The organism is Pseudomaricurvus alcaniphilus (assembly GCF_011440395.1).
Lineage (GTDB): Bacteria > Pseudomonadota > Gammaproteobacteria > Pseudomonadales > Cellvibrionaceae > Pseudomaricurvus > Pseudomaricurvus alcaniphilus.
Genome location: NZ_JAAOIX010000001.1, coordinates 942,793 through 960,752 on the forward strand (window position 1 = coordinate 942,793; position 17,960 = coordinate 960,752).

The window sequence follows — 17,960 nt, forward strand, 5'->3', positions numbered from 1 at the left end:
CCTCCGTTATGTATCTGCTGTTAATTCAAATCCGTGGTTTTTTAACTGCGCCTCTTGCGACGCCGGGATGATTGCCGTAGCCGTGTCCCATTTGTTCGTCCAGATCCACCAGTACCTTATCCAGCACCACACTAATCCTGGTGCTGGTGCGGATACGGCCCATATTGCGCCACGCCGCCAGCTCCCCTTGCCGCAGCAACTGCAACAATTCCTCTGGCTCGAGCCGGCTGGTGAGTTTGCTCAACTTTATATTTTCAAAGCGCGGTAGCAGCGCAACATCCACGCTGTAATCCTGTTTGAACACCGAGTGCGCCATGTTGGTATAGAGGCTGAGCCGGGGAAAGCCCTTGCCGTACTTCTGCACCAGGTTGTTGAGGTGTTTAACCGAATAGGTCAGGCCCTGATGGCCGAAGACTTTGGCCCGGTCGCGCAGACTGCTGCTCTCGCGCACGCTATCGTTGGCCAACGGAACTATGGGATTGATGAGGCTGCCGATGTAGTAGTTGACGCCGTACAACCGCGCCAGCCGCTTGGCCGGCAAATCGTCGCTGACCGAGCCGTCGACCCAGCGCCTCTGCGGCAGGTAAGTTTGCCGATTGCCATAGACATTCTTCGCCTGCAGGGTCACCGGCGGGTAGACACCCGGCACCGCGCAGGAGGCCCTGACCGCATCGCGAATAAACACGTTGGGCGAGGTAATGGCATTCAGCAGCCTGGATGACTGGTGCAACTCTGCCGGCGCCACGGAAATATTGATGCAGTAACCAGTCAGCTCGAACGCCTCCTGGAAGGTCAAATCCGGAATGATACGGCTGAAAGAGGCTTCCACATCGGCGGTCTTGAATTTGGTAACGTCCTGCTCCCTGAGGCGTTCACTCTCGGCAATCAAATTATCCGGATGCACGTAAGCGCGAAACTCTTCCGCGCTGCGGGTGCCCAAAATGGCCGAGACCACCGAGCCGGCACTGGAGCCGGACAGCACTTTGGGCAACAGCTGTTGCTCCTCCAGGGCCTTGATAACCCCCAGGTGAAAATGACCCAGTGACCCACCACCACTGAGCATCAGCGCAGGCCGACCGAAACACAGGCTGGCGCGGTGAAAAAAATCGTACTTTGCTTCCAGGCTGATATTGTCGGTACTGGTATTGGCGATATGCTCGAGACTGTCGGCGATTTCCCGCACGTACTCCTCGACCAGGTATTTGGTACCCAGCAACGAGCGCTGGTGCAAGCTGGAGCGCCCCATGCCACCCATGTTGCCGTGAATACCCTCGTTGAGAATATACAGCAGGGCATGATCATCGCCCTGGGCGCGATACTCCCGCAAGCGATCCAACCGATGGCGGATCTGGCGATGATCGTAGAGATCCGTGTCTTCCCGCTCACGCCATTCCTGCGCCCCGGAGAGCTCGTCATACACCTGGGCGGCCGCGCACCATTCCTCATAACTTTCGGCGCTGGCCAGGCTGGATTGCTGATTTTTCAACTTCCTGATTCGATTGAATCTCATTTATTTCGCCTTGCAAAAAAGGATCGCAGTTCGGGCCTCTTCCAGTCCTTTATCGGTCATAAGCCCTGAACCATACAAGCGCGTAGCTTAACGCGCTTTCACCAGCTTGCGGCAACGGCCTGATAGTCCGGACGGACCAATAAATTTGACTCCGGTTGCCCTACACTTTCCTTCTGTATTTGCGCCTGCTCAATTTTCGCAAGCAGTGCGGCCGGCACCATGCGGCAACTTTTCAGCGGAATAGCGCCGGCGGAGTAGAGCCACACTGCTGTTCTGCAATATAAATTGCATATTTTCGGGGACATAACCTGTGAGACAACTCGGCACACTGGATTCAGCGTTTATCAACTTGGAACACGCCAACACACCCCAGCATATTGGCGGCTTTGGCATCTACGACCCTTCCACCGCCCCGGGTGGCAGCGTTCGCTTCAAGGATGTTATTGAAAACTACCAAAGTCGGCTGCAGAAAATGCCAATCTTCAGCACCCGCCTGGTGGAAGTGCCCTTTGGTGTGGACAAACCCTATTGGGTTGTGGATGAGAATTTTGACGTCGAGTTTCACCTGCGCCATATCGCCCTGCCGAAACCGGGCGACTGGCGCCAGCTTTGTATCCTGATCGCCCGCCTGCACGCGCGGCCGCTGGACATGAAGCGGCCGCTGTGGGAGTGCTACATTATCGAAGGGCTGGATCAAATTGAAGGCCTGCCCAAAGGTGCGTTCGCGGTTTATACCAAGATGCACCACGCCATGGTGGATGGCTCCGGCAGTGAATCGTTTATGGCGGCGCTGCACGACCTGGAACCCAACCCCAAAAAACGCAGCAAGGAAGTGGTGGTCGCCGACGCCGACAAGCCATTACTGGCCAAACCGCCCGGCAGCTTGAAGATGCTGCGCAAGGCCACGTTCAACAACCTCAAGTCGATCTACACCTTACCGGCTGGCACCTTGAAAACCACCGCCAGTATGGCCAAGACCCTGTTTTCTATGGCAACTAAAAAATTGCCCGCGGCTCCTGGCGCCACCCCCAAGACCCGTTTCAACCGACCCGTGGGCCCGCACCGGGTTTTCGAAGCCTGCCTGTTCGAACTGGCGGATTTTAAAAACATCAGCAAAACCACCGAAACCACCATCAACGATGTGGCGGTATGCGTGGTTGCGGGTGCCATTCGCAAATACCTTGAACTCCACGATGAACTGCCGGAAGAAACCCTGGCCTGTATGATGCCGATGGATGTCAGTGCCCGCGGCAACTCCAAAGAGAACAACCAGATTGGTGCCACGGTCTGCCTGATCCACACCGATATTGAAAGTCACCTGGAGCGCTTGTACGCCATCAACAACAGCACCAGGGAGGCCAAGCAGTTTGTCGACACACCGCTGGCCGAAATGGCGCGTATACCCGGCATTCTCAATCCGTGGTTAGCGAAACCCATCGCCCATCTCTACGCCGACCGGCAACTGACGCAGCGCATGCCCATGGGCAGTTGTGGTGCCATCACCAACGTCAAAGGCCCCAGAATGCCACTCTACAGCGCCGGCGCAAAATTGGTGAACTACTACTGCGCTGGCTTGCTGACCCCGGGCACGGGTATGTTTCAGGCCGTCTTCAGCATGAACGAAAATATTACCATTTCAGTGCTGGCGGACCGGGATATCATGCCGGACCCAGAGGTTTACAAACAGTGCATGGAGGAATCGCTCGCAGAACTCAAGGCCGAAGCCGCAGCATTAAAGAAGCCGGCTACAGTTACCGCCTTGCGGCAACCGCCCAGCGTGAAAAAATCAAGCCCTGCCAGCACTGCAACCAAACCCAAGCGCGCGGCGAAGCCCAAAAAGCAACCTGGCCCGCAAGAAAACTCCTGATTCAAGCGGACCATTGCAGCCCCCTGGTATCAGGCCCTGGTACCAGGCCCTGGTACCGGGGCTTGATACCAACTTTTGGCTCCAACTGTTGCTCCCAACTGTTGGCACTAACCATCGACGCAGGTTTGACCCATGTTGCATGAACTCAATCACGCCAGTGTTTACCTGAGCCTGGCGCTGCTGGGCGTGGCGCTATTGGGGCGCCTTCGTTGCCCCGACATCGGCTGGCTCACCATTCCCTGCTTTTTCCTGCAGGCCCCCGTCATTGAGTTGGCGTGGGTGGTTTTTGCCATCGATGTGATTTATCTGGGCTGGTTGCTCGACGCCGATTCCAGCGGCCAACTGGCACACTGGCTCAGCCTGCTGTTCACTGCGGCCGCCGCCGCTGCACAGTATCGCACCCTGGCGGCCGGCTGCAACGCGCAGCAGGAGGCCCGCAACGCCCTGCAGCGTGCCCCGCAAGAGCTGCAAACCCAAGCCCTGGACGACACCCGCGCCAAGCTGTTGCGAACCCATGTTCCCGCGTCTGCCTGGTTGCGCCCGTTTCGGCTGCAAAGCCCGGCGGTGGAGATCATCAAGAACCTGGCCTACGGCGAACATGAGCGGCAGCAACTGGACATCTACCGCCCCCGGGATTGGCAGCAGGCCATCCGCAACAACGGCAACCGGCCGCTGCCGGTACTGCTGCAGATCCATGGCGGTGGCTGGATGGTGGGCGGTAAGGAGCAGCAGGCGCGCCCGCTGATGGACTTTCTGGCCCAGCGCGGCTGGCTCTGCGTCGCCATCAACTATCGGCTCAGCCCCGCAGCCCGTTTTCCGGATCACCTGCTCGATGTTAAACGGGCACTGCACTGGATCAAGACCGGGATTCGGGATTTTGGCGGCGACCCGCAGTTCGTTGCCACCACCGGTGGCTCCGCCGGGGGGCATTTGTGCAGCCTGCTGGCACTGACCGCCAATCGCTCCCGGCAATTGCTGCAACCCGGTTTCGAAACGGCAGATAGCAGCGTGCAGGCCTGCGTACCCTTCTACGGCGTGTACGATTTTCTCGATCGCCATAACAGCCGGCCAAAAATTGATTCCACCAAATTCTACCGCGATTACGTCATGCCGGAGGGGCCGGAAAGCGCGCCTGAACTGTGGCAGCTGGCCTCCCCCATTGCCCAGGTAGATGCCACAGCACCGCCGTTTATGGTGGTGCACGGGTCCTTTGACAGTTTGTCTTATGTGGAGGACGCGCGCCACTTTGTACAGGCACTCGGCAGCACCTCAACCCAGCCGGTGCTGTACCTGGAGTTAGCTGGCGCCCAACACGCCTTTGAACTGTTTCATTCGCCGCGCACAGAACACACGATCAACGCCGTGCAACAGTTTCTCGAAGCGGTCTACAGCCGCCATATTCACCCACCAACCGCTCCCCAACCTGAACACGGAGATCGCCAAACCCGATGAACATCCGCAAACTAACCCATCGCGCGGCCATGGCCCTGGCGTCGCTGTTTATCAAGATCATGCCCAAGTCGAGCTATATGGTATTTGTGGGCGAGCAATCAACGGCGCAACTCTGTGCGCACATCTGCCGCAGTGGTTATAGCAATGTATTGATCGTCACCGATGACCTGCTGTTCAAGCTCGGCGTGGCGGACGTGGCCATCAACACCCTGGAGTCCCGGGGTGCGGCAGTACAGGTATTCAGCGAGGTCACACCCGACCCCACCTTTTCGTTGGTGCAGCGAGGCACTGAATTGGCCCGGCGTTCACAGTGCGACACCGTGCTGGCCATCGGCGGCGGCTCCTCCATCGACACCGCCAAACTTATCGCCGCCTGCGCCGTGGACCACGGCGACCCGCGCCAGTGGATCGGTTATGGCAAGTTAAAAACTGCACCACTGCCAATATTTGCGCTACCCACCACCTCCGGCACCGGCTCCGAGGCCACCCGCGGTGCGGTCATCTCCGACGATGCAACCCACCTGAAATCGGTGATCGCCGATGCCCGGATGCTGCCCGCGGCAGTGGCACTGGATCCGGCCCAGGTGCGCGGCATGCCAGCGGCCATCACCGCCGCGACTGGCATGGACGCGCTCACCCACGCCATCGAAGCCTACCTGGGCAGCTGGGACTTTGGCAACGCCAACAGCTACAGCCTTAGCGCGATTAAACTGATCTTCACACACCTGCGCAACGCCTACAGTGACGGCAATGACCTGGCCGCCAGGGAAGCCATGGCACTGGCCGCCTACTACGCCGGCATCGCCATCAATGAAGTCAATGTCGGCAACGTTCACGCCATTGCCCACCAACTGGGCGGTCATTACAGCATTCCCCACGGCGTCGCCAATGCCCTGGCGCTGCCCCATGTACTGGAACTGGGCCTGCACAGCACCGAGCACAAACTGGCGCAGCTGGCGATCAGCATTGGCGTCGCCACTCCTGGCCAGGACAGCGCCCTACAGGCGCGGGCATTTATCGAAGCGGTTACACAACTGCGCAGCGATTTGCAGCTACCCGCCACTGCGCAACAGTTGCGCAAGCAGGACTACCCGCAATTAACCGACCTGATCGTGCGTGAAGCCTTCACCTACCCAACACCCTTGCTGATGAGCAGAGCCGATGTCTACCAGATACTGGACAAGCTTTGCCCGGACGAGAGCGCCCTGGGTTCAGCTTGAGCCGGGCTTCTGGAGCGGCAGGTTTTGCATATCAAGCTGGCGGATATCACCCTGTTTTATGCTGCCTTATTGAATTAAATTGATACTTCAAAATAGCTAACCATGAACTCGCATTGCGAGCTCGAACGAAAGGCAACAAGTCATGCAATGGTATACCGGGAATACGTTTTACGACACGCTGCTCGCGCTCAGTTTCGGCTACGCACTCATCATCCTGATAAGCAGCTTCTTTGGCACCGCTCAGTACGGCGGTCGCTTTGGCGCCAAAAGTAAAGGCCTGAAGCTCGGTTCAAAAGTGGGCTGGGTGGTCATGGAATTTCCCGGGCTGCTGGTGTTTCCCATCGTCTTTTTTATGGGGGAAAATGCGCTGCAACCAGTGCCGCTGTTTTTCCTCTGTGTCTGGATGATGCATTACAGCAACCGCGCCCTGATCACACCGCTGCTGATGCGAGTGCAGCCTGGCACCACCTCCTCCTTTGCTTTCAACGTGGTGTTGGCCGGCTGGCTGACCCTGACCCTGCACGGTTATTTCAACGCCGCTTACATTTCGGAGCTGGGCGACCAATACACCATTGACTGGTTCAGCGATCCGCGTTTTATCGGCGGCCTGGTTATCTACCTGTGTGGCTTCAGTCTCAACATTCACTCCGACACCATTCTGCGCAATTTGCGCTCACCCAACCCATCGCCCGACGAGCCGCGCTACAAAATCCCCTACGGCGGCGGCTTCAAGTTCGTCAGCTGCCCCCAATACCTGGGGGAAATCATGTCTTTCGTCGGCTTTGCGGTAATGACCTGGAACCTGGGCGCGGTGTTTGTGCTCGCCATCACCATGGCCAACTTGATTCCCCGGGCAATGTATACCCACAAGTGGTTTCGCAAAAACTTTGACAACTATCCGCGCGAACGCAAGGCGGTTATTCCGTTCATTCTCTAAGTAAAAACAAACAGCGCCCGTAACGGGATTCAAGCAACCACGTTCCCCAGAGGCCGTCTATGTACTTTGATCTCGACTATTATTGCCGGGTATTGCGCCATGTGTGGTCACTGCAACAGTGGCCCGGGCGCCGAAAAATGCTGGTTCGACTGCTGCTGTTGGTGCCTCTAGCTACTGCGTTCCACGCTCTTTGCTTTGTCCTGGATTACGTTTTCTTCCCCCGCCTGTGGCGCCAACAGGTACGCCAGCCGGTATTTATCGTCGGCCACGCCCGCAGTGGCTCCACCCTGATTCATCGACTGCTGGCCGCCGACGGTGAAACTTTTAGCTACTTCCTGTATTGGGAAACCTTTTTTCCCTCGCTGCTGCAAAAAAAAGTCATCCGCGCAATTGGCTGGATCGACCAGCATTGTTTCGGCAGCCCCATCAAAAAGCGACTGCAGCAGTGGGACGAGAAAAAGTTTGGCAAATACCGCCACATCCACAATATGAGCCTGTGGAATTCCGAGGAAGACCAGTTTGTTATGCGCGCTGCTTTTGTCACCCAGCAGTGGGCCCTGGACGTGCCGATGATGGATGTGATCGACCTGTTCCATGTGGACCAAATGCCCGAGCGCAAAAAGCGCCGCTGGATGCGCCATTACCGCGAGTGTATCAAACGCCAATTGCTGCTCAATGGCGGCAACCGTATTCACCTGAGCAAGAACCCGCTGCTGAGCGGCTGGGTCGAATCCCTTATCGAGACCTTTCCCGATGCCCGCTTTGCCGTGGTGATGCGCGACCCCACCGAGTGTATTCCCAGCGTACTGAAACTGGTGGAGGTCAATTGGGGCGGCAAGGGCTGGCGCCGCAAAGACTACGACGCTTCCCTGCGCACACTGACTCAGGTCTCCTTCGATACCTTCCGCCAGCCCCGTGAGGTGCTCGCCCGCCACCCGCAGACGCCGCAGGTGGTAATCGATTACCGCGAGCTCACCAGCCAGCCCCGCACCACCGTGCACGCCGTTTATCGCGCCTTTGGCATGAGCGTAACGCCGGCGTTCGATGCCTGGCTGCGGGCACAGGAAGAAAAGGAGCGCAGCCACAACTCCCCGTTCCAGTACAGTATCGACGACTACGAATTATCGCGGGGACAAATCGAAACCGAACTATCGGACTTCTTTAACGACTTCAACTGGCCAAGAGAATCGCCGCTTTGAATTTGTTCAGTCACAAGAACGAACTGGAGACGAGCCAATGACAATACCGCCAGAGCAAGCCAAAGCGGTCCTGCGCCAGGCCTGGGACGACATGATCGACACCCTGCAACAGGCCCGCGCTGCCATCGACCAGCCCGAACTGATGCCGGCTCCGGCCAGTGATCGCAACCTGGCCGAGGGTTACCGCTACCTGATGGGTTTTGTCCACAGCGCAGTGGAGCGCGCGTTTCACGAGGATCCGGAGCGCCCCCAATTTCGCAATGCCCTGAGTGTCATTACCCGCGCCACCATCGACAATGCCGATGCCATTTACTTTTACGCGCCGATCGACGGCCGCAAACACTACCTTATCCGCGCCAGGCCGGGCGATAGCCGCCACTGGCGCGGTGAGGCCGCCCTGACCAAAGTACCCAAGGCACCCCACTACGTCATCTTTGAAGCCAACTCCGGCGAACTGTCCGGTGACTCCGGCGACCTCGCGGAAATGCGACCCGGTATAAAAACCCAGACCGGGCGCCTCGATTGCTCGAGCATTAAAGTCGATGCCGATGGCAGTTTCGACATCCTGCTGGCACCGGAAAAGCCGGCCGGCTACCGCGGTAACTTTATTTCGACCATGAAGGTCGTCAAGCATCCGCACCCCACCAATCCCGACCTGCCGCCCGAGCGCTACGCCAGCTATATCACCGGTCGCCAGCTGTTCAATGACTGGGAGTTCGAGGAGGCGATCCACTTTGAAATCACCCAGCTGGGTGCCGAGGGCAGCCAACCGCCAGCCTACTCCGCCCAGCGCGCGGCGGAGGAGATTCGCCGCTGCGGTGAGTTGGTCCGCAACCAGGTGCACTTCTGGAACGCCTTCTGGACCATCCCCATGGGCAGCTATGGTGAGCGCCCGGGTACGCTGCCGGGGCTGGCCTTCAAGCGCAACGCCTTCAACCAGATCAATGTCGCCTCCGGTGCCACCGGCGGTGGCATGAGCACCAACCTCTATGCCGGCGGTGTGTTTGAACTGGAACCGGACGAAGCGCTGATCATTGAAAACCGGATTCGTGTGCAGCCCCACTATGTGGGTTTCCAGCTCAGTAACCTGTGGGGCGAGTCCCTCGACTACGCCAATCGCATCGGCAGTCTCAACGGCCAGCAGATGACCGCCGACCCCGACGGAGTCATTCGCCTGGTAGTGGCCCATCGCGACCCCGGGGTGCCTAACTGGCTGGATACCTGTGGTCATCGTGAAGGCTTCCTGGCACCTCGCTGGGCCTACAGCGAAACGCCGGAGCCAGACCAGTGGCCGAGTATTTCCGCGAAGAAAGTCGCCTTTAATGAACTCCGCCAGCACTTGCCGGCATCCACCGGGGTTGTCACCCCGGAACAACGGCGCGCACAGATAGCCCTGCGCCAACAACATGTACAGCGGCGCTTCCGGGCCTTTTAGTGTTCTGGGTCACGTATACCCGAGCAGCCGAAATTCAACGCGTAAACTGGAGTAAACGATGAAAGTATTGGTAGTAGGTGGCACTGGCCTGATCGGTGGAGAAGCAGCACTGCTATTAAAGCAAAGCGGCCACGACGTGACGCTTATGTCGCGCAAACCCTCCACGGTGCCGGCACTGGCCGACATGAGCTTTTTGCAGGGCGACTATGTCAACGACGACATGGCCGATGGCCGCCTGCAGGGCTTTGACTGGCTGGTGTTTGCCGCCGCCGCGGATATTCGCAACCTGCCGCAGGATGGCTCCGTCACACCGGCCGACTTCTACACTAAAGCCAATGATGAAGCCGTGCCACGATTCTTCGCCGCTGCGCACGCCGCCGGTATCCGCCGCGCGGTAATGGTCGGCACCTTTTACCCCCAGGTCGCGCCCCAACAGATCGGCGTCTGCCCCTACGTCACCTCGCGCCACAACACCGATGTCGCAGTCCGCGCCCTGAGCAGCGAAGATTTCAATGTTTGCAGTATCAATGCTCCCTTCGTGCTGGGCCACATAGAGGGTCTGGAAGTGCCCTATATCAGCGGGCTGGTTGAATATGTGCGTGGCAATATCCCGGGGCTGCCACTGTTCGCGCCGCAAGGTGGCACCAACCATATTAGCGCCCGTTCACTTGCCCAGGCGATCCGCAACGCTCTCGAAAAAGGTGAGTCCGGTAAAGCCTACCTGGTCGGTGACGAGAACTACAGCTGGAAGGAATACCTGGAGTTGTGGCTGGACGCGGTAGGCAACCCCCAGGACCTCGACGTCCGCGACAATGACCACCCGATGTTTCCCAACGTCATAATGTTCGCCGGCCCCGGCGCCACGGTCAGTTACGAGCCGGCAGCAGAGGATATGGCCGTGCTGGACTATGAGCGCCACCAGATCCGCGGTTTGATTCAGGAGATAGTGGCAGCTCATGGTGGTAACCGGTAGTGGCAATCGGTAGTGGCAATCGGTAGTGGCAGCCGACAATAACGGCCCATTGGTAGCTGTGCGCCCCATGGCCGGGATAAGACCGGTTTTTAGCCACCTCTATTCTTTGCTCGCGCCCCCAGCCTGACCAAAGCAAGCGTTGATTTACCAGCCCTTTTCAGGGCTCAACGCTGTCCATCATATCCATAGACAGCAGCGCATCGGACAGCGAACAGGGGTTGGCAGCCTCACCGCGAAAATAGCGCACCACAGCGTGAATCATGGGCTGCTGGATGTGCTGCGGAGTTTGAAACTGGATGGATTCCTGCTGCGCCTCGGTGTTGATACGCAGCGGATCGCGAGCAAAAAAGGCGAAACTCAAGTTACCTTTGTCGCCGTAAATAGTGCAGGTATCCTCCCGCGAGAGGGAATGGGCATTAAACGACCAGACGCCAGTGAAAAAAATGTCATCGGCAAACAAGGCCTCGACCGAGGTAAAATCCGGTGCGGCGTAGGCTTGCGCCTGGTTCAGCGCCCTGCCCCGGCAGGAGAGTGGCTCGCCGAACAGCCAGCAGAGGATATCCAGCATGTGCGGGGCCAGGTCGTGAAACAAGCCACCGCCCGAATAGCGAGGGTCGATACGCCAGTTGCTCGCCGTCTGGGCGATGCCGTTTTGCTCGGCGGGCAACAGCAGGCGGATGGAAATGTGCCTGATGCGGCCGAGCCGGCCCTGCTCAATGAATTCCTTTACCTGTTCGAACAGCGGTAGCCGGCGGCGATAATAGGCACCGCTGGCCTTTACTCCGCTGCTCTGTGCTGCCTGCAGGATACGACGGGTCGAGGGGGCATCCACGGACAGGGGCTTCTCGATATACACCGGCTTGCCCGCGGCTATGGCGAGCAAAGCATACTCCTCGTGACTGGCGGGCGGCGTGGCCACGTAGATAGCATTGACGTCCGGGTCAGCAATAAGCTGCCGGGCATCCGTATAATACGCCGGCACGCCGTGGCGCCGGGCGAAATCCGCAGCCAGGTCCGCATCCCGGCGCATGACGGCATGCAGTGTCGAATTGGGCACCTTGTTGAACGCCGGCCCGCTTTTCACTTCACACACATCACCGCAGCCGATGATGCCCCAGCGAATCGTTGCTTCGTTTGCCTGCATACGTAACCCCTCCATTCAACCAGGCGCCATTGCCCCGGGTCACTTTAACGCTGATCCATTGGCTCCTGAAGGGGACTCCGTCCCCTTTTTCACTTTCTTTTTTATTTAACCGTTTTTTAGTGCATACGCCGGAATATCAGTGAATCCGCCGAAAAAATGAAAATTTCCACCGTTTTTTTTGAGGTTGGCAGACGGCACAGTTCGTCGTGCGCACCGCTGTCTCGGCAGCAGTCATTATCTAACTTATTGATATTTATATGAAATATTGTTGATCTCAAGACGGTTTTATAAACGGATTGCACAGTTGGCACAACCCCTGCTCCTTCTCAGTCAAGCCAGCCCAAGCGTGCAATCCAGGCTGAAACGAATATGTCCTGTCAGGAGATAACGGATGAATAACAGACAACCCAATAGAAGCCTGCTCGGCAAGCTGGTCACCATTGCCGGCCTGAGTCTTGCCCTGATGTCCGGTGCCCTCCAGGCCGGCGGTATGAGTGCCAAGGCCGCCGCACACGCCAAGGCCGGTGGTCCCGAGATGGTCGATGTGATCGTCACCTACCGCGACATGCCGGACCAGGCGGAGTCCGATCGCGCAGCCGGGCTGGGTGGCAAGACCTACCGCGCCTTCGGCCGGCTGCCGATGCGTGCCATGCGCATTCCCGAGCACGCACTCGAGGCGCTCGCCAAGGGCAAGGGCGTGGACTTTGTCGCCATCGACGACGCCGTCGAGGCCAACACCTGGAACGCGCGCCTGGCCGCCAATTTTCCCGATGGCCTCAGCGTGAACAAGGAGTTCGCGGGCGAAGGTGTCGTGGTCGCGGTGATCGATTCCGGCGTCTGGAATCACGACGACACGACCAACAGTTCCTTTCAGTATGACTTCCTGAATGGCCAGTTTCCGGCGCCCGGTTATTTGAACAACGGCTCATTGAGCGTCGGGTCGAACAAGTCCGCCCGGTCTGATAACTTCGGTCACGGAACACACGTCGGCGGGATCATCTACGGCAGCGCCAGAGGCACTCAGGGCGCGCAAACTCTGGGCATCGCTCAGAACTCCGAGCTGCTGGCCATGCAGGTGCTCGACGGCCAGGGCCGCGGCGTCTCCTCCGATGTGATCGCCGCGCTGGACTGGCTGCTGCAGTTTGGCTCGGCCTACGGTGTGAAGGTGGTCAATATGTCGCTGGGTAAGGCGGTGGAGAGCGAGGCGGCGCTGGATCCGCTGGTGCAGGCGGTGGAGGCCGTGTGGGACGCCGGCTTTGTGGTGGTGGCCTCGGCCGGCAACTACGGCCGCGACGGTCACTTCACCATCACCAGCCCGGGCATCTCCCGCAAGATCATCACCGTGGGTTCCCTCACCGACAACGGCACCGGCGCCATCTTCGCCGATGACTACGTCTCCACCTACTCCTCGCGCGGGCCGACCCTGTTCGACCATGTGTTGAAGCCCGATCTGCTGGCGCCCGGCAACCGCGTGGTCGCCGCCATTCCCGAGGCGGGCAAGCTGCGCAGCGACATGCCCGAGCGGGTCATGCCGTGTAATACCCGCAAGTGCAGCGACGACTACCTGGAGATTTCCGGCACCAGCATGTCAGCTGCGGTTGTATCGGGCGCGGTGGCCCGCATGCTGAGCAAGGACCCGAGCCTGTCACCGGCCACGGTGAAAGCGCGCTTAATGCGCTCGGCGCGCAAGATCGTGGGTGACCCCACGGTCACCGGCGCCGGCGTGCTCGACATCGACGCGGCCATGAACGACACCGGCGTGGTCACGGGCGAAGCCCTGTCACCGCTGATGGCGCTCGGCACCTCCAGCAGCGGCGGCAGCGTGGTGCTGGTGGAAAACACCGGCGCCCTATGGGGTGATTCCCAGTGGAGTGCCGGTTACCTGTGGTCCGACGGCTACCTCTGGAGCGATGGCTATCTCTGGAGTGATGGTTACCTCTGGTCAGACGGTTATCTGTGGAGCGATGGCTACCTCTGGTCCGACGGTTATCTGTGGAGCGATGGCTACCTGTGGTCCGACGGTTATTTGTGGAGCGACGGCTACCTGTGGTCCGACAGCTATCTCTGGAGCGACAGCTACCTGTGGTCCGATTCGGTGGAGAATGTCGATCCGCTGTTCGATACCCAGGGCCAGGGCCTGATTCTTCACGACGATTAATTGGCCCGGCCTGAACGGCGGGGCAGTTGAGGATTGCCCCGCCACCTCGTCGGGACCGGTGCTGCTGACTCGACCCTGCACATCGGTTCACCGCGAGGCTTCCCTGGCAATAGCAATTCGACTCATCACCAAGATGTCAGGTAGCTGACCATGCAGACCCAGACTCTGCACAGATCTGCCGAGGCGCAATCAGTGACCCGCATCAACGCCATCCCGACCTCTTTTTCTTTTTCCTACTCCAGGAAGTTGCGTGCCCCCCATGTTATGCCATCTCATTTCTTACTGATGCTCACAGTTCACAGACCAGCGACTGGTTAATATTTAATCCCTGACCCCGGCAACGACCTTTGCGTCCCACGCTGCTAAATGCGAAGATGCTCCACCTTTCCAGTAGCGTGAATTTCAACTTCCGGAGCAAGCGTGAGGTTAATTGAAGGGTTGACGGCCTCAATGCCGGTTTTGGCTGTGCTTGTTTTTTTGGTGATGCTGCGGATGCCGGCAACACGGGCTATGCCGCTGGCCTTGCTGATCACCGCGGCCATGGCATGGCTGGTCTGGGGGGTGCCGGGACACTATATTGCCGCGTCGGTGGTAGAAGGCTGGGTGATTGCCGGCGGCATTATTATTATCGTATTTGGTGCAATTGTATTGCTGCACACACTGAAAGCCAGCGGTGCGATTGATGTCATTCGGGCCGGCTTTACCAGGATATCCCCAGACCGGCGGGTTCAGGCAATCATCATCGCCTGGCTGTTTGGTTCCTTCCTGGAGGGCGCCTCCGGTTTTGGCACTCCTGCCGCCATTGCCGCGCCCTTGCTGGTGGCATTGGGTTTCCCGCCATTGGCCGCGGTGGTCACGGCCTTGATTGCGGATAGTTCGGCGGTCTCTTTCGGCGCCATCGGCACACCGGTTTTGGTTGGCATTACCCAGGGATTAGACCAGCCAGCGGCAGAGTTTGTGCGGGAGGTGGCGATTCGAGCGATCAGCATCGATGTGTTTGTGGCCAGCTTTTTGCCGCTGTTGATGATCTGTATGCTGACACGGTTTTTTGGCGAACAGCGCGGCTGGAAATACGGCCTAAGGCTTTGGCCTTTTGCGCTGTTTGGCGGCCTGGCATTTACCTTGCCAGCCTATGGGGTAGCGGTGTTACTCGGCCCTGAGTTCCCCTCTATTTTCGGCAGCATTATTGGTTTGGCCATGGTTATCCCGGCGGTAAAGGTCGGCTTTTTACAGCCCAAAATCCCCTGGCGGTTTGAACCGAACCCGTCAGTAGACGCCCCCGGAAACGAGACCTTGCAAGCCAATACCGGGCCACAGATGCAAGCGCCAATGGGGCCGTTGCTGGCGTGGCTGCCCTATCTGTTGGTGGTGATGTTATTAATTCTTACCCGCCTCGACTTTTTGCCGCTCAAGGCGCTGTTTACCGGCGTGTCGGTGGGCTTGAGTAATATATTCGAAACCGGCATCGGGGCCGCCATTCAGCCTCTCTATTTGCCCGGCACCCTGTTTGCGGCCGTGGCATTGATCACGATCCTGGTGCACAAGCTGCCCGCCGCAAAAGCCGTCAGCGTCTGGAAAGGCGCGTGTTTATCGCTGTTGCCAACCGTTATTGCCCTGGGTGCCTCGGTGCCGATGGTACGAATTTTTATAAATTCCGGCGTCAATTCGGCACAATTGGCGGCGATGCCGCTGGAATTGGCCAATCTCGCGGTGCTGACCTTTGCCAACACATGGCCGCTTGTGGCCCCCTTTGTGGGCGCGCTGGGAAGTTTTATTGCCGGCTCGGCAACGTTTTCGAATATGATGTTTGCGACCCTGCAGGAAAGTGCCGCCGTGCAGACGGGCAACAGCACAACCACGATTCTTGCGCTGCAGATGCTCGGTGCCAATGCCGGCAATATGATCTGCGTAGTGAATGTGGTGGCGGCCGCATCGGTGGTAAATTTGGTGGGCAAAGAAGGCCAGATTATTCGCCTGACCCTGGCGCCCATGCTGTTTTATGTATTAAGCAGTGGTTTGGTCGCGTCGTTGTTTTTTCTCTGATGTAACCTGGTGACGATAACGCAAGTGGGGACATGTAATGAAAGTAGCGGTATTTTCAAGTAAGCCTTACGACGAAAAGTACCTTGACAAGAGCGCCACTGATGATCTGGAATTGCGGTTTTTTGAGCACAAGCTCGACCGTAAAACGGCGGTCATTAGCAAGGGCTACGAGGTGGTCTGTTGTTTTGTCAATGACGATTTGTCCGAACAAACCATCGATGAATTGGCCGATAATGGGGTAAAGCTGATCGCCATGCGCTGCGCTGGTTACAACAATGTCGATTTGCAGGCAGCCGAAAAGCGCGGCATCAAGGTTTGCCGCGTTCCCGAGTACTCGCCACATGCGGTTGCCGAGCATGCCCTGGCGCTGCTGCTCACGCTCAACCGCAATATTCACCGCGCCTATAACCGTGTGCGTGAAAACGATTACTCCCTGAACGGCTTGCTGGGCTTTGACCTGTACCAGAAAAAGGTCGGGGTAATTGGTAGCGGCAAAATCGGCGCTACTTTTTGCGGCATTATGCAAGGCCTGGGCTGCGACGTGAGCGTCTATGATCCATTCCCTAACGACGAGGTAAAAGCGCTCGGTATTGACTACGTCAGTCTGGAGAAAATTTGGGCGGAGTCCGACGTTATCTCCCTGCATTGCCCGCTGCTGCCGGAAACCCGGCATATCATCAACAGTAATTCTATCAGCCAGATGAAGCAGGGCGTGGCGATAATCAACACCAGTCGCGGCGCGTTGATTGATACTCGAGCGGTCATCGGCGCCTTGAAATCAGGCCACATCGGCTATTTAGGCCTGGATGTGTACGAAGAGGAGGCGAATTTATTCTTTGAGGATCAATCGAACCTCCTGCTGCAGGACGATATTTTTGCCCGCCTGCTGACCTTTCCCAATGTGTTGATCACCGGCCATCAGGGCTTTTTCACCAACGAGGCGCTGAATGCCATTAGCAACGTTACCCTGGGCAATATCCGAAATTTTGCTGCGGGTAACATCGACGCCGTGCATTTGGTGAAGGTATAGATAGGCGTTAGTAAGCAGGCGCTACTGCAACACCGCTTCCACCGTCGGCAGAATCTTTTTGATGATTTTTTCGCCGTCGGCACTTTCCACCATCGCCACCAGAATATAATTGCGCCACTGGGTACTGCGCACCATCACCGAATCGGAGTGGTAGTTACGCCAGGTGCCCGACTTGCGATACAAGGTGGCCTCGGGGTCCAACTTGTTTAACTCGCTGACAAACTTGTGGTGCAGCTTGGGGTCCGACAGTTCTTCCAGCATTTGTGCCGAGCGCTGCGGACTGACCAGTTGCCCCAGCGACAACAGATAATAGAAGCGGCACACCTGGGTTATGGAAGCACCGTGAGAAATATTGTGCAGGGGGTCGCCGAACCGCTCCGAATCTGCGGCATAGCGCCTGCCCACCCACAGACCACCGCCCTGCTTTTTGTCGTAGAAGCCGTATTTCGGGTCCGCCAGTATGCGGCCAATTTTGCGCATACCGATCCGGTCGATCATGCGAGTAGCGGCCGAGTTGCTGGAGACCCGAATCATCGCCGCAAGATCGGCGTGCACCTCCTCGGTTTCCTCCAGGCTGCCATCTTCAATGGAGACATAGGCCGCCAGCAGAATCGCAATCTTGGGCAGGCTTGCGGCATACATCATCTGGTTGCCATTGACCCGGGCAAAGCGCGGCTGGTCGCCATTCAAATCCATCACGCCCACCGCCATGCGCTTCTGGTTCACCAGCCGTCGCCACTGCGGGTTCTTGTAAATTGCCTCCTGCAGCTTCTTTTGCAAGTCGGAGTCGACCAGCCCGGACAGGGAGTTACCCCCCGACTCCAGCCGGCTTAGGGCAATGGCTTTTGCGCTCCAGGCCGGTACCATGCCCAGCAGCACCAACAACAGGGTGACCACCACACGCTGAACGATCATCGGTCATGCCCGCCAGGTACAACCATTGAAGTCAATACCCAAACACTTTGCAGGCAAGCTCTGCTGCATCCGCCCAA

The 17,960-nt window shown here is 58.2% G+C and carries 13 protein-coding genes; 10 read left to right on the forward strand and 3 right to left on the reverse strand.

Going from position 1 to position 17,960, the window contains the following annotated elements; translation table 11 throughout:
• Window positions 1-25 precede the first annotated feature (25 nt).
• Window positions 26-1,510, reverse strand: a complete 1,485-nt coding sequence (locus G8764_RS04065; RefSeq protein WP_166162092.1) for a patatin-like phospholipase family protein — start codon at window positions 1,508-1,510, stop codon at window positions 26-28.
• A 310-nt stretch (window positions 1,511-1,820) separates the two neighbouring features.
• On the opposite strand from G8764_RS04065, the gene G8764_RS04070 reads away from it, so the two are divergent.
• From G8764_RS04070 to G8764_RS04100, 7 genes are all read left to right on the forward strand, one after another.
• Complete coding sequence (locus tag G8764_RS04070) at window positions 1,821-3,377, forward strand: wax ester/triacylglycerol synthase family O-acyltransferase (RefSeq protein WP_166162094.1); 1,557 nt, start codon at window positions 1,821-1,823, stop codon at window positions 3,375-3,377.
• A 132-nt stretch (window positions 3,378-3,509) separates the two neighbouring features.
• Window positions 3,510-4,829, forward strand: a complete 1,320-nt coding sequence (locus G8764_RS04075; RefSeq protein ID WP_166162096.1) for an alpha/beta hydrolase — start codon at window positions 3,510-3,512, stop codon at window positions 4,827-4,829.
• Window positions 4,826-6,049 (forward strand): iron-containing alcohol dehydrogenase, encoded by a 1,224-nt coding sequence (locus G8764_RS04080; protein ID WP_166162098.1) that lies wholly within the window; start codon window positions 4,826-4,828, stop codon window positions 6,047-6,049. The genes G8764_RS04075 and G8764_RS04080 overlap by 4 nt, the downstream gene beginning before the upstream one ends.
• A 142-nt stretch (window positions 6,050-6,191) precedes the next feature.
• On the forward strand, window positions 6,192-6,986 hold the full coding sequence (locus G8764_RS04085) for a phosphatidylethanolamine N-methyltransferase family domain-containing protein (RefSeq protein ID WP_166162100.1): 795 nt from the start codon (window positions 6,192-6,194) through the stop codon (window positions 6,984-6,986).
• 59 nt (window positions 6,987-7,045) lie between these two features.
• Window positions 7,046-8,185 carry a sulfotransferase family protein gene (locus G8764_RS04090; RefSeq protein WP_166162101.1) on the forward strand — a complete coding sequence of 380 codons (1,140 nt, stop codon included), beginning with the start codon at window positions 7,046-7,048 and terminating at the stop codon, window positions 8,183-8,185.
• A gap of 37 nt (window positions 8,186-8,222) precedes the next feature.
• Window positions 8,223-9,620 (forward strand): DUF1214 domain-containing protein, encoded by a 1,398-nt coding sequence (locus tag G8764_RS04095; protein WP_166162103.1) that lies wholly within the window; start codon window positions 8,223-8,225, stop codon window positions 9,618-9,620.
• 58 nt (window positions 9,621-9,678) lie between these two features.
• The gene (locus tag G8764_RS04100; protein ID WP_166162105.1) at window positions 9,679-10,593 is read left to right on the forward strand and encodes an NAD-dependent epimerase/dehydratase family protein; all 915 of its coding nucleotides are present in this window, start codon (window positions 9,679-9,681) and stop codon (window positions 10,591-10,593) included.
• A 157-nt stretch (window positions 10,594-10,750) separates the two neighbouring features.
• On the opposite strand, the gene G8764_RS04105 is transcribed toward G8764_RS04100, so the two are convergent.
• A complete protein-coding gene (locus G8764_RS04105; protein WP_166162107.1) occupies window positions 10,751-11,737 on the reverse strand; it encodes a Gfo/Idh/MocA family protein in 987 nt (328 codons plus the stop codon).
• Between the two features lie 391 nt (window positions 11,738-12,128).
• Between G8764_RS04105 and G8764_RS04110 the strand changes: the two genes are divergently transcribed.
• The 3 genes from G8764_RS04110 to G8764_RS04120 all read left to right on the forward strand — a co-directional run bounded on the left by G8764_RS04110 (window position 12,129) and on the right by G8764_RS04120 (window position 16,968).
• Entirely contained in the window at window positions 12,129-13,895 is a 1,767-nt protein-coding gene (locus tag G8764_RS04110; RefSeq protein ID WP_166162109.1) for a S8 family peptidase, read from the forward strand.
• Between the two features lie 420 nt (window positions 13,896-14,315).
• Window positions 14,316-15,938, forward strand: a complete 1,623-nt coding sequence (locus tag G8764_RS04115; protein ID WP_166162111.1) for an L-lactate permease — start codon at window positions 14,316-14,318, stop codon at window positions 15,936-15,938.
• A 37-nt stretch (window positions 15,939-15,975) separates the two neighbouring features.
• Window positions 15,976-16,968, forward strand: coding sequence for a 2-hydroxyacid dehydrogenase (locus G8764_RS04120; RefSeq protein ID WP_166162113.1), 993 nt, complete (start codon window positions 15,976-15,978; stop codon window positions 16,966-16,968).
• Window positions 16,969-16,989: 21 nt separating this feature from the next.
• Here the strand turns inward: G8764_RS04120 and G8764_RS04125 are convergent, their stop codons facing one another.
• Window positions 16,990-17,883 carry a serine hydrolase gene (locus tag G8764_RS04125; protein ID WP_166162115.1) on the reverse strand — a complete coding sequence of 298 codons (894 nt, stop codon included), beginning with the start codon at window positions 17,881-17,883 and terminating at the stop codon, window positions 16,990-16,992.
• Window positions 17,884-17,960 lie beyond the last annotated feature (77 nt).